This window comes from Tautonia plasticadhaerens (genome assembly GCF_007752535.1).
Classification (GTDB): Bacteria; Planctomycetota; Planctomycetia; order Isosphaerales; family Isosphaeraceae; genus Tautonia; species Tautonia plasticadhaerens.
The window spans coordinates 5,829,569-5,840,978 of sequence record NZ_CP036426.1 but is presented as its reverse complement, the minus strand read 5'-3'; the positions used below and the strand labels follow the sequence as shown (position 1 = coordinate 5,840,978).

General features: G+C 72.3%; 11 protein-coding genes. 4 read left to right on the top strand and 7 right to left on the bottom strand.

Translation table 11 applies throughout. The annotated features are described in order from the left end of the window. Positions 1-21: 21 nt before the first annotated feature. Together ElP_RS23320 and ElP_RS23315 are read left to right on the top strand one after the other, a co-directional pair. Complete coding sequence (locus tag ElP_RS23320; RefSeq protein WP_145273786.1) at positions 22-393, top strand: response regulator; 372 nt, start codon at positions 22-24, stop codon at positions 391-393. Between the two features lie 24 nt (positions 394-417). After that, complete coding sequence (locus ElP_RS23315) at positions 418-1,473, top strand: protein-glutamate methylesterase/protein-glutamine glutaminase (protein WP_197446306.1); 1,056 nt, start codon at positions 418-420, stop codon at positions 1,471-1,473. Between the two features lie 12 nt (positions 1,474-1,485). Here ElP_RS23315 and ElP_RS23310 read toward each other — a convergent pair whose 3' ends face one another. Genes ElP_RS23310 through ElP_RS23295 form a run of 4 tightly spaced genes read right to left on the bottom strand, consistent with a single transcriptional unit; the run spans position 1,486 to position 5,481 of the window. Continuing rightward, complete coding sequence (locus tag ElP_RS23310; protein ID WP_145273780.1) at positions 1,486-2,070, bottom strand: ANTAR domain-containing response regulator; 585 nt, start codon at positions 2,068-2,070, stop codon at positions 1,486-1,488. Beyond that, a complete protein-coding gene (locus ElP_RS23305) occupies positions 2,067-3,539 on the bottom strand; it encodes a hybrid sensor histidine kinase/response regulator (RefSeq protein ID WP_145273777.1) in 1,473 nt (490 codons plus the stop codon). Before ElP_RS23305 ends, ElP_RS23310 begins: the two co-directional genes overlap by 4 nt. 8 nt (positions 3,540-3,547) lie before the next feature. Further along, complete coding sequence (locus tag ElP_RS23300; protein WP_145273774.1) at positions 3,548-4,297, bottom strand: response regulator; 750 nt, start codon at positions 4,295-4,297, stop codon at positions 3,548-3,550. Then, a complete protein-coding gene (locus ElP_RS23295; protein ID WP_197446305.1) occupies positions 4,294-5,481 on the bottom strand; it encodes a sensor histidine kinase in 1,188 nt (395 codons plus the stop codon). The genes ElP_RS23300 and ElP_RS23295 overlap by 4 nt, the downstream gene beginning before the upstream one ends. A gap of 513 nt (positions 5,482-5,994) precedes the next feature. On the opposite strand from ElP_RS23295, the gene ElP_RS23290 reads away from it, so the two are divergent. Further along, positions 5,995-6,273 carry a hypothetical protein gene (locus ElP_RS23290; RefSeq protein WP_145273767.1) on the top strand — a complete coding sequence of 93 codons (279 nt, stop codon included), beginning with the start codon at positions 5,995-5,997 and terminating at the stop codon, positions 6,271-6,273. Between the two features lie 76 nt (positions 6,274-6,349). Beyond that, positions 6,350-7,183, top strand: a complete 834-nt coding sequence (locus ElP_RS23285) for a universal stress protein (protein ID WP_145273764.1) — start codon at positions 6,350-6,352, stop codon at positions 7,181-7,183. Between the two features lie 103 nt (positions 7,184-7,286). Here the strand turns inward: ElP_RS23285 and ElP_RS23280 are convergent, their stop codons facing one another. From ElP_RS23280 to ElP_RS23270, 3 genes are all read right to left on the bottom strand, one after another. After that, on the bottom strand, positions 7,287-7,967 hold the full coding sequence (locus ElP_RS23280) for a 3-keto-disaccharide hydrolase (RefSeq protein WP_145273761.1): 681 nt from the start codon (positions 7,965-7,967) through the stop codon (positions 7,287-7,289). 130 nt (positions 7,968-8,097) lie between these two features. Continuing rightward, positions 8,098-9,423: a DUF1501 domain-containing protein gene (locus tag ElP_RS23275; RefSeq protein ID WP_145273758.1), complete on the bottom strand. Its 1,326-nt coding sequence runs from the start codon at positions 9,421-9,423 to the stop codon at positions 8,098-8,100. A 52-nt stretch (positions 9,424-9,475) separates the two neighbouring features. Continuing rightward, a complete protein-coding gene (locus ElP_RS23270; protein WP_145273755.1) occupies positions 9,476-11,392 on the bottom strand; it encodes a DUF1549 domain-containing protein in 1,917 nt (638 codons plus the stop codon). Positions 11,393-11,410 lie beyond the last annotated feature (18 nt).

Here is an 11,410-nt window from a genome sequence, read left to right as displayed (position 1 = left end):
GAGCCCGGGGGGCGCCGACCGATGAACCGACTGCTGATCGTCGATGATGCCATGATCATGCGGAAGATCATCCGGGACGTGGCCCTCTCCGCCGGGTGGGAGGTCGTCGCCGAGGCGACCGACGGCCGTCAGGGGGTCGAGCTGTACCGCTCCCTCCGGCCGGACCTCGTGACGATGGACCTGGTCATGCCCGAGATGGGGGGGATCGAGGCCCTCCGGCTGATCCGGGCCGACGACCCCGAGGCCCGGGTCCTCGTGGTGACGGCGCTGGACCAGAAGGAGATGGTGGCCGATTCGATCGGCGCCGGGGCCCTGGACTTCATCGTCAAGCCCTTCGACCGGGACCGGATGCGGGGTCTGCTGACCAAGCTCCGACGCCCGGTCCGCCCGTGACCCGGCCCAACCGGGAGGATGGCGATGATGCCCGACCGTCCGGTCCGCGTCCTGATCGTCGACGACTCGGCGCTGATCCGCAAGCTGCTCGGCGAGATGCTCCGGTCCAGCCCCCTGCTGGAGGTGGTCGGCGTCGCCCGGGACGGCGAGGAGGCGCTGGAGCTCGCCGATCGGCTCCGGCCCGACGTGGTGACGCTCGACGTGGAGATGCCCGGCCTTTCGGGGCTGGAGGTCCTGCCCCGCCTGCTGGAGATCGCCCCGGTGCCGGTGATCATGGTCAGCTCCTGGACCCAGGAGGGGGCCGACGTGACCCTGGCGGCGCTGGAGTTGGGGGCGGTCGACTTCCTGGCCAAGCCCGACCGCTCGAGGTTCTCGCAGCTGAGGGATGCCCGGGATCTGCTCGTGGCCAAGGTGCTGATGGCCTCGAAGAGCAAGGTCCGGGGCCAGCGGTCGCCGACGGCCGCCGCCCCCGCCGGGGTGGTGAAGCCCCCCCCGTCGCCCTCGTCCCGGGCGGTCCGCAAGTGCGTGGTGCTGGGGATCTCGACCGGGGGCCCGCAGACGCTGACCCGGATCTTCTCCCGGCTGGAGCCGCCCTTCCCGCCGATCCTGGTGGTGCAGCACATGCCGGCGACCTTCACCGCAGTCTTCGCCAACCGGCTCAACAGGAGCTGCCCGGCCTCGGTCCAGGAGGCGACGGACGGCCAGCGGGTCGAGCCGGACCGGATCCTGATCGCCCCCGGTGGCCGCCACCTGTCGCTCTCGGGCCGGCCTCCGATGGCGCGGGTCGCCCTGTCCGACGGCCCGCTGGTCAGCGGGCACCGGCCGTCGGTCGACGTGCTGTTCCGTTCGGCGGCGGAGGTCTTCGGGGCGGACGCCGTCGGCGTGATGATGACCGGGATGGGCCGGGACGGGGTGGAGGGCTGCCTGAAGATCCTCGAGGCCGGCGGCACGACCCTGGGCCAGGACGAGGCCTCGTCGATCATCTACGGGATGAACAAGGCCGCCTTCGAGGCCGGGGCGATCCGCTCCCAGTTCTCGGCCGACGAGCTGCCGGGGCTGCTCCGGATGCTGGCGACCTGAATCGGCGTCCGCTCAGCCCAGGGCCTCCTCGGCGGTGAGGATCATCCGGGTCAGCTCGATCAGCTTCAGGTTCTTCTCGCTGGCGAGCTTCTGGAGGCGCCGGAAGGCGGCGGCCTCGTCCAGGCCGGATCGCTTCATGAGCACACCCTTTGCGCGTTCGATGAGCTTGCGGTCTTCGAGGGCCTGGCGGAGGTCGGCGGCCTCGCGGCGGAGGTCCTGGAATTGCTCGAAGCGGCGGAGGGCGATGGCGATGGCCGTCTCCAGGTCGGCCTGCTTGATCGGCTTGACGAGGTAGGCCAGCACGTGGTCGGCCTCGGCCCGGCCGATCGTCTCGGCGTCGTGGAAGGCGGAGACGAGGATGATGGGGACCGGCCGGTCGTGCTCGACCCGGGAGGCGGCCTCGATGCCGTCGGTGCCGGGCATCTTGATGTCGGCGATGACCAGGTCGGGCTGCTCCTCCCGGCAGCGTCGGATCAGCTCGTCGCCGTCGGCACAGGCAGCAGCGACCGTGTGCCCGAGCACCGGGAGGATGGCCTGGTAGTAGTCCCTCATGTCGGGCTCGTCGTCGGCGACGACGATGCGGAGCGATCGGTTCATGTCGGCTCGCGGGGCAGGGTCAGGATGATCTCGGCGCCCGGTCCGCCGGGCGTGCCGACGGCGATCCGGCCGCCGTGGGCCTCGACGATCCGCCGGCAGATGGCCATGCCCAGGCCGGTGCCCCGGGCCTTGGTCGTGTAGAACGGCTCGAAGATGCGCTCCACCTGCTCGGCGTTCAGGCCGGGCCCATTATCGCGGATCGCCACCCGCAACGCATCCCGCCCCTCCAGCGAGGCGGGGGAGCAGCTCACCTCGATCGCCACCGGGCCCGCCCCGGAGGTCAGGGCGTTCTCCAGGATGTTCCGGAACACCTGCACCAGCCGGAACGGGTCGAGCCAGCATCGGGTGATCGGGGCGTCGACCGACTCCGACAGGGTGGCCGAGTGCTGGCGGGCGGCCGAGTCGAGGTACGACCAGGCCTCCCTCCAGACCGAGGGCAGGTCGAATCGGCCGGCCTCCAGCCGGATCGGGGCGGCGTAGCTGCGGACATCCTCGAAGAGGTGGTGCAGGTGGTCCTGGGCCTTCTGGGCCCGCCTGATCAGGTCGACCGCCTCGGGGCGGTCCGCCACCTTCAGGGCGAGCATCTCCAGGCAGGACTGGCCTCGTTGCAGGGCGTTGCGGCTCTCGTGGGCGAGCCCGGTCACCATCTGGCCGATGGCGGCGAGCCGCTCGGATTGCACGGCGCGCTGCTGGGCCTCCTTCAGGTCGGAGATGTCGTGGCCGACGGAGAGGATCGCCGGCATGCCCTCGTAGTCGTCCAGCAGCCGGGCGTTCCAGACGAGGCACCGGGTCGACCCGTCCCGGCGTCGCAGGCGGCCCTCCAGGCCCCGGACCGGCTCGCCGGCCCGGAGCCGCCTCAGGGCGTCCTCGGCCCGGCCTCGGTCCTCGGGGTCCACCAGCCGCTCGTGGAAACACGTCCCGAACACCTCCCCGGCGGGGTAGCCGGTCAGGCGTTCGGCGAACGGGCTGAAGTAGACGATCGAGCGGTCGAGCCGGGTGATGACGATGACGCTCTCGGCCGACTCGACCAGGGTGCGGAAGGCGGCGTCGCTGCGGCGCCTGGCCAGCCTCAGCTCCCGACGCTCCAGCGCCCGGGAGAGGCTCGCCCGGAGGGCGTCGGGGTCGATCGGCTTGAGGAGGTAGTCGGAGGCTCCGCCCCGGAGGGCGTCGATCGCGCCCCGGAGGTCGGCCAGGCCGGTCACGACGATCAACTCGGCGTCGGGGGCGAGGGCCCGGAGTCGGGGCATGACCTCGTCGAAGTCGGCGTCCGGCAAGCGGCGGTCGAGGATCATCGCGCCGTAGGCCGACCAGCGGTCGCTCGGCCGGTCGAGGGCCTCGGCGGCCGAGGAGGCGGCGTCGACGACGAAGGCGTCCAGTTCCAGGATGTCGCGGAGGTTCGCCAGCGCGTCCCGGTCGTCCTCGACGACCAGGACCTGGGGGGGCGGGGTGCCTCGTCGGGCCGTATCCATCTCGGCCGTCACCTCGACTGGGGGGGGCAGGCGCCGACCAGGCGCTCCAGCAACGCGAGCAGCTCGGGCGGGTCGAGCGGCTTGTAGCAGACCGCGTCGGCCCCCTCCGAGAGGGCCTCGGTGATCATCGGGTCGGTCTCCGGTCGATTGCCGGTGATCAGGACGGTCCGGGCGTCGGGGTCGGTCGAGCGGACGGCCCGGAACACGGAGTGGCCGTCCCCGCCGGGGAGCTTCATGTCGATGAGCACGGCCCGGAACCGGGCCTCGGCCAGCCGGGAGGCGGCCTCCCGGGGGTCGTGGGCCGTGCAGACGCGGAAGTCCCGGGAGCGGAGCAGGTCCCGGAGGTTCTCGCAGAGGTCCTGATCGTCGTCGACGACAAGGACCAAGGGCTGGCCGACCGCCTCGCCGATGAGGCCCAGCAGGGCCGGGATGTCGACCGGCTTGCGGAGCACCCGCCAGGTGCCGGCGGTCCGGGCGGCCTCGGCGGTGTCGTGGCTGGCGTAGGCGGTCAGCATCAGGGCCACGGTGCCGGGGTTGTGCCTGCGGAGGTGTCGGGAGAGGGTGACGCCGTCCATGCCGGGCATCCGGAAGTCGAGCACGGCGACGTCATACGGCCGACCACGGGCCAGCTCTAGGGCGGCGGGGCCGTCGTGGGCCACGTCGACCCGATAGCCGAGGTCGCCGAGGATGTCCGAGACGTTCCGGCAGGCGTCGACGTCGTCGTCCACCAGCAGGATGTTCGGGGGGGGCTCGCTCATGGCCGGGGGCCTCCGGCGTCCCGAGACTCCGGCAGGGCGACCGTGAAGGTGCTCCCGACGCCCGGCTCGCTGTCGATCCGCAGCGACCCGCCGTTCTTCTCCAGGATCGCCCGGGTGAGGGACAACCCGAGCCCGAGGCCCCGGGCCTTCGTGGAATACAGGGGCTCGGTCACCCGGCCTCGCAGCTCCGGGGACATGCCGACGCCGGTGTCCTCGACCTCCAGCTCCACCCGGCCGTCGCCGACGCGGCGAGCCCTCAGGGTCAACGTCCCCCCGCCGGGCATCGCCTCGCAGGCGTTGCGGACGAGGTTCCCGAGGACGATCTGCAGTTGACCGGGGTCGACCTCCACGGCGAGGCCCCCGGGCACCTCGAGGCGGGGCTCGATCCCCTCGCCCGGCGGGTCGGCGTCGATCGCCTCCCGGACGGCGGCGACCAGGGGGACCTCCCGGCGTTCCGGGGCCGGCAGCCGGGCGAAGTTGGAGAGGGCCGTGATCACCGCGTCGGCCCGGTCGACCCCCCGGCCGATCCGCTCCAGGTGTTCGGCCAGCTTCTCGGGGGAGGGCGCCCTCGCGTGCGTCAGGAAGTAGGCCGAGGTCTTGACGACGTTGAGCGGGTTGCGGAGCTCATGGGCCAGGCCGCCGGCCACCTGGCCGAGGGTCCCCAGGCGTTCGGCCCGCTGGAGTCGGTCGTCGTTCTCGGCCTGGTAGGCGTCCTGGATCAGGGCGAGGTCCAGGTCGAGCCGCCGGTCGAGGGACCGGAGCGACTCGGCGAGCGGTCCCTGCCCGCCCTCCCATCGCCGTCGCAGGGATCGGCCGAGCGCAGATCTCAGGCGGGCCATGGCGGCGATCACGAACGCCGGTTCCAGGCCGATCTCCGCGTGTCGGCGGCCGACCCGCCAGCAACGCTCGGCGTACCGATCGTCGGGGGGGAGTCGGAACAGGTCCCCCAGCCAGCCCCGGAGCGACTGCTTGAGCCGATTGACCTGCTCGTCCCCGCCGGTGATGACCGAGGCGGCATCGGGGTGTCGGCTGATCTCTGCGTAGAAGTCGTCGATCAGGGCGTCGAACTCGGGCTCGAGCACCGGGCCGAGGGCGATCAGTCGGTCGCCGTCCGAGCGGTCGTCCCAGTCGAGATACCGCTTCAGGTCTCGGTGTCGGGCGACGACCCGATCCGTCTCCTCCATCCGGGCGGCTCCGTACCCTGCCCGCAACGGCCGGGGCCCATGGCGAAGGGCTCGCCGGGGGGCCGCGACTTGTTGGCTCTCCTGGACCTGCCCGGGCGTCTCCCGGTCGGGATCATCGTACTGCCGCCCGGACCGCCCCGCAATGCTCGCACCCCCCCCGGCCTCGGGCAGGGGGGGCATGCTCCTGACGGTGACGCCCCTCACGTCCCGGCCCCGGATTGCCGGGTCGAGCCGGGTTGACGCATCCGGGGAATTCGATTGCCTCGGGTCCGGCCCCTGTTAGAATTGCATGGTGGAAGCGGCGGCTCGTGAGGGGGCGTCGCCACCGGCCGAGCGTGCCCGCAGGATGCCACGAGGCGTCCCGCGGGCCGTTTTCGTCTCGGCCCCTCGTGCGTGCCGGACGATCGGATCGACCGGCCTTCACCGCTCCTGGAGACTTCGGCCCGCGTCGCCCGGGGGAGCACCGGGAGGGGATCACGGGGCGAACGCGACGACGGTCGTGAGGGACCTCCCATGATTCACACCCAGAACCAGATCATCGTGTCGGAGGGCCCGTGCGAGGCCCACGGGACGGCCCACATCTGCGTCCACCACCGGGAATTCCCCGAGAACTGGACGGAGGGGGAGTCCCCCCGGGTCGCGGCCGGGCACCTCCTGAACCTCTTCCTCAAGAACCTGGACAGCGTGGGCGGGGCACGACACCGGGAGCGGGTCGAGCACGCCATCGCCGACATCCGGGAGTACCTGGACGGGCTCGACGACCCGACCCCGGGCGCGCCCCACCCCGGTTGAACCGATCGCCCGGAGGGGGACGCGGCCGGGGCCGGTCGGCCCCGGAGCGGCCCCCCCAACTCTCGGGGAGACTTCGATGCTCAAGAGCATGCTCGTCGGGCTCGATGGCAGCGAGGACGCCGCCTCGGCGCTGGAGCTGGGGATCCGATGGGCCCGTCGCTTCGACGCGCTGCTGGTCGGCCTGGGGGTCGTCGACGAGCCCGGCATCCACGGCGCCGAGGAGACCTGGCTCGGCGAGGTCTACTTCCGGCAGATCAACGAACGCCTCACCAAGGACGTCCGCCGGCAGGTGGACCTCACCCTGGAACGCGCCGCCCTGCGCTGCTCCGAGGCGGGCGTCGCCTTCAAGCCGCTGGAGGACGTGGGTACCCCCCATGAGCGCATCCTGATCGAGGCCCAGCGCTACGACCTGATCCTCATGGGCCAGCGCACCCACTTCCGGTTCGGGTGGTCCGACTCGGCCGACGACACGCTGCGTCGGGTCCTCTCCGAAAACCCGAGGCCGGTGGTGGCCGCCCCCCGGGCACCCGGCCCGGAGGAGGGCCCGGTGCTGGTCGCCTACGACGGCAGCGTGCAGGCGGCCCGGGCGCTCCAGGCGTTTCGATCCGCCGGGCTGTATGAGGGACGCACCGTCCTCGTCCTCACCGCCTGCCCGGACAAGGTCGAGGCCGCCCGGAAGGCCGACCGGGCCGTCGAGTACCTGGGGTTCCACGGCGTCCCGGCCCGGCCGATCGCGTTGAAGTCCGATCGGGGGCCGGCCGGCGTGATCCTCGAACAGGCGGCCGAGGCCAGGGCCGAGCTGCTCGTCATGGGGGCCTACGGCAAGTCGACGCTCCGGGAGATCTTCCTCGGATCGACGACCCGGGCCGTGCTGAAGGACAGCCCGGCCCCGGTCTTCCTGTCCCATTGACCGCCGGCCCGGTCGGCGATCGCCGACCCGTGAATTACCCCCCCGGCCCGGCCCGGCCCGGGGCCGGGGGAGGCGGGGAGGCCGCATTTCGCCTTCGAATCGATCAGGGGGCCGAATCGTCGATGACCTTGACCCGGATGTCCCGGAAGTCGACCCGGTCGCCGTGGCCGAGCAGGGCGATGTAGCCGGTGGAACGCTCCAGGCCGGGGTGGTCGCGGCCGTCCATCGTGCCCCCCTCCGAGGCCTCGTCGAGGTCGGCGTCGACGATCGTCTCGCCGTTGAGCACCACCGTCACGTGCCGGCCGATGCAGGAGATTTCCTGGGAGTTCCACTCGCCGACCGGCTTCAGGTGGCCCTTCTTCGCGGGCACGATGCCGTAGACCGAGCCATGGTACTGGTAGGGCTGCAGCCCGGAGTACTTCTCGGCGGTGTCGTCGAGGATCTGGATCTCCATGGCCGCGAAGGCCGGATCCCCCTCGGTCGGGGCCCGGAGGCCGATCCCGTTGTTGGCGCCGGGGGTGAGCTTGAAGTCGAATCGGAGGACGAAGTCCTCGTACTCGTCCCCGGTGTAGAGCTTCCCGCCGCTGCCGGCCTTGCAATAGAGCACGCCGTCCTCGACGGCGTAGCCGTCGGTGGCGCCCTGCCAGCCGGAGAGATCCTCGCCGTTGAAGAGAGGGACGAAGCCCTCGTCGTCCTGCACCGGACCGGCGGAGGAGGCCGGGCGGGGGGCGACGCTGAGGGCGAGGAGGGCGACCAAGGGTGCTGCGAAGGCTCGTCGATTCATCGTCGTGCTCGTCGGCTCCGAGGGCCCGGGGGACTGCCGGGGCGAGACTGGGCCTCGGCGACCGCTCCGGGGAGTGTCCCAGGTGTATCGGATCGCCCGGCCCGGATCAAGCGGCGCGGCGTCCAGGCTCTCAGGAGAACAGCTCGGCGACCTCGGCCCCGCCCTCGACGATCCGGATGGGGCGGTCGTCAGCGGTGACGTACTCGCCCCCCGGGTCGATCCCCAGGATCCGGCAGACGCTGAGGAACAGGTCGGGCACGGTGACGGGCCGGTGGGTCACCTCGACGCCGTCCCGGTCGGTGGCGCCGATCACCTGGCCTCCGGAGACCCCGCCGCCGGCGAGGGCGGCGAGCCAGCCGGTCGAGTAGTGCTCCCGGCCGCCGTCGGGCTTGAGCTTCGGGGTGCGGCCGAATTCCCCCATCCAGACGACGAGCGTGTCCCGGAGCAGCCCCCGGGCGGCGAGGTCGAGCAGCAGCGTCGAGTAGGCGGGGTCGGCCTCGTTGCAGAGGTGGGGCGTGTCCCGGAACCCGTCGTTATGGGTGTCCCAGCCGGCGTCGTTGCGGCCCCCGGTGCTGATCACCTCGACGAAGCTGACGCCGCGTTCGACCAGCCGACGGGCCAGCAGGCAGCCCTGGCCGAAGGTGGTCCGGCCGTAGGAGTCGCGCAGGTGTCCGGGCTCACCGGAGAGGTCGAAGGCGCCGAGCCGGGGGCTGAGGACGAACCGCTCGGTGCGGTCGTACACGTCCCGCTTCTCGGCGACCGCCGGGGCGCCGCCGTCCCGGGCGAACTCGGCGTCGAACCGGGAGGAGAGGGAAAGCCGGCGTCGGAGGACCTCCGGCGAAACCCTCGGCCGGACGTCGGCGGGCAGGTAGCCGGGCTCGTCCACGTCGAACGAGGCGTAGCGGACGCCGAGGACGCCGGAACTGACGTCCCGGGTCTTGATCCGGGGGGAGCCGATCCGGACGAACGCGGGCAGGTCGAACCGCGAGTCCTCCCGCTCCCGGGCCACGACCGAGCCGAAGGTCGGATACTGGATCGCCACCGACGGCGGGTAGCCGGTCCGGACCAGGGCGATCGCCCGGTCGTGCACCTTCTCGTCGCTGACCATCGATCGGATCAGGGCGACCTTGTCCAAGACCCTCGCCGTCTTCGGCCAGAATTCCGAGAGGCGGACGCCGGGCAGGCAGGTCTGGATGGCGCCGGTCGGGCCCTGGTTCGCGGAGCCGACCTTGGGGTTGAACGTCTCGAACTGGCTCGGGCCGCCGTCCATCCAGAGGAGGATCATGGCCTTGCCGCGGCGCCGGAGGTCCTCGGCGCCTCGGGTCACGGCCTCGTGCAGGCCGAGGCCCGCCCCGGAGGCGACGCCGAGCCCGGCGGCCGCCGAGCCCCGGAGGAATCCCCGTCGGCTGACGACGCCCTCGCCGTTGATCCGGACGTCGACGATCGGGTCTGGCATCTCGGGCGCTCCGCTGGGACAGGATTCGGGGGCGGTGCCTCGGCGATGGTCGTCACCGCCTCGTCGAGAACTCGGCCGAATTGATCAGGGACCAGAGCAGGTCCTCGAAGGCGACCGCGCGGTCCCCCGCCGAGGCGACGTGCTCCAGCGCGATCTCGACCTCCCGCCCGGTCGGCCGACGGGCCATGACGCGCTCGAACAGGCGGGTGAACGCCCGGCGGTCGTCCGGCTCCTCCCCGAGCAGCCGGGACAGCGGGGTCTCCGCCCCGGGGTCGGCGTCGATCCGGGCCTGGATCTGGTCGAAATTCATGAGCATCATCGCCTGGCCGATCGTCCGGGGGATCTCCTCGGGGCAGAGCGAGGGGTCGAAATCGTTGCGGTCGGCGACGAGGTCCCGGGTGCTCCTCGGCGGGGGCGGGAAGCGGATTTCCTTGGTCGGCTCGACCTTCGGCGGGGAGACGTCGGGGAGTTCCAGGGCGCGGACCAGGGCCTCGAACAGTTCATCGCCGCCGAGGCGACGGGGGGCGGCGATCCCGTAAGGGGGCGCCCCGCGTTCGACCTCGACCGGCAGGCGACGCTGATAGTAGTCGGTGTTCATGATCAGGCGCAGGAGGCCCTTCACGTCGAACCCGGTGTAGGCGAAGTGTCCGGCGAGGGCGTCGTGCACCTCGGGCCAGTCGTGCCGCTGGGAGGCGGCCATGTTGTCGACCGGCTCGAAGAAGCCCCGGCCGGTCAGCCGGGCCCAGGCCCGATTGGCGAACGCCCGGGCGAACCAGGGGTTCTCCGGGTCGGTCACGGCGAAGGCGAGCAGGGCGCGGCGGTCGGCGTCGGGGGCCCCGAGGCCGGTCGACCGGCCGTCGAGGAAGGTCGGGGCCATGACCGTGCCGGCCTGGGTCGGATCCTCCAGGTTCGGCATCCAGTACTCGCCCTTGCCGGCGTCCTCGACCACCGTCGGGCCCGGGTCGTTCTGGGAGAGCTTGGTCTTGGTCCGGCCGAAGAAGGCGGCGAGGCCGTGGAACTGGTCCCGGGTCCAGTGGTCGAACTTGTGGTCGTGGCACTGGGCGCACTGGATCTGCAAGCCGAGGAAGACCCGGGAAGTCTCGGCCGCCAGCTTCACCGGGTCGGCCTGGTGGAACGCGACGAACGCCAGCTCGGGCCGATCGGCCACCGTCCCCTCGGCCGCGAGGATGGCGCGGACGACCCGGTCCCAGGGCTCGTCCTGATTGAGGCGGTCGGCCAGCCAGCCCTCGAACGGGTCGTAGTCGAGGAAGGTCAGCTCCGGGGGGGGCACGCGGTGGCGGATCGTGTCGCTCCAGTACGACGCCCAGGAGGCGCCGAACTCGGGGCGGTCGAGCAGCGCGTCGATGGCCCGGGCCCGCTTGTCCGGGTCGTCGTCGTCGAGGAAGGCGTGCAATTCCTCGGGGGTGGGGGGACGTCCGGTCAGGTCGATCGAGGCGCGGCGGAGGAAGACCTCGTCGGTCGTCCTCCCGGCCCGGGGGAGGTCGGGCGAGGCCCCGAGCCGGTCGGCCACCATCGCGTCGAGCGTCCCGACGTCGATCGCCCGGGCGTCCGGGACCCGATCGAGGTCGCCCGCGCCGCCACCGCGATCCCCGCCGGGGGCGCCGGCGGCGATCCAGGAACGGATGAGCTGAATTTGCCGGTCGGGCAGGGGCGGGCCGTCAGGGGGCATCTCGCCGATCGAGACGCGATCCCAGAGGACGCTGCCCTCGGGCGACCCGGGCTCGACGACCGGGCCAAGCTCGGAACCGAGGTTGAGGGTGTCGAGCGTCCTGAGGTCGAGCCCGGCCGCGGGGTCGTCCGCGCCGTGGCATCGGAGGCATCGCGTCTTGAAGACGACCCGGACCGCCTCGAAGTCCGGCCCTCCCCCCATGGCTCGGGCCTGCATTTGGGATCCGGGATGCGCGAGGACCAGGATCAGCCCCCCGATGGCGATGGGAAGTCGTCGCACGACGGCACGCTCCTGGGG

What these genes read in the sequence shown, in the direction of transcription:
- ElP_RS23285 (WP_145273764.1), top strand. Translation starts at nt 6,350, where the DNA reads ATGCTCAAGAGCATGCTCGTCGGGCTCGATGGCAGCGAGGACGCCGCC.
- ElP_RS23305 (WP_145273777.1), bottom strand. Translation starts at nt 3,539, where the DNA reads ATGGATACGGCCCGACGAGGCACCCCGCCCCCCCAGGTCCTGGTCGTC.
- ElP_RS23295 (WP_197446305.1), bottom strand. Translation starts at nt 5,481, where the DNA reads ATGGAGGAGACGGATCGGGTCGTCGCCCGACACCGAGACCTGAAGCGG.
- ElP_RS23315 (WP_197446306.1), top strand. Translation starts at nt 418, where the DNA reads ATGATGCCCGACCGTCCGGTCCGCGTCCTGATCGTCGACGACTCGGCG.
- ElP_RS23290 (WP_145273767.1), top strand. Translation starts at nt 5,995, where the DNA reads ATGATTCACACCCAGAACCAGATCATCGTGTCGGAGGGCCCGTGCGAG.
- ElP_RS23310 (WP_145273780.1), bottom strand. Translation starts at nt 2,070, where the DNA reads ATGAACCGATCGCTCCGCATCGTCGTCGCCGACGACGAGCCCGACATG.
- ElP_RS23300 (WP_145273774.1), bottom strand. Translation starts at nt 4,297, where the DNA reads ATGAGCGAGCCCCCCCCGAACATCCTGCTGGTGGACGACGACGTCGAC.
- ElP_RS23280 (WP_145273761.1), bottom strand. Translation starts at nt 7,967, where the DNA reads ATGAATCGACGAGCCTTCGCAGCACCCTTGGTCGCCCTCCTCGCCCTC.
- ElP_RS23320 (WP_145273786.1), top strand. Translation starts at nt 22, where the DNA reads ATGAACCGACTGCTGATCGTCGATGATGCCATGATCATGCGGAAGATC.
- ElP_RS23275 (WP_145273758.1), bottom strand. Translation starts at nt 9,423, where the DNA reads ATGCCAGACCCGATCGTCGACGTCCGGATCAACGGCGAGGGCGTCGTC.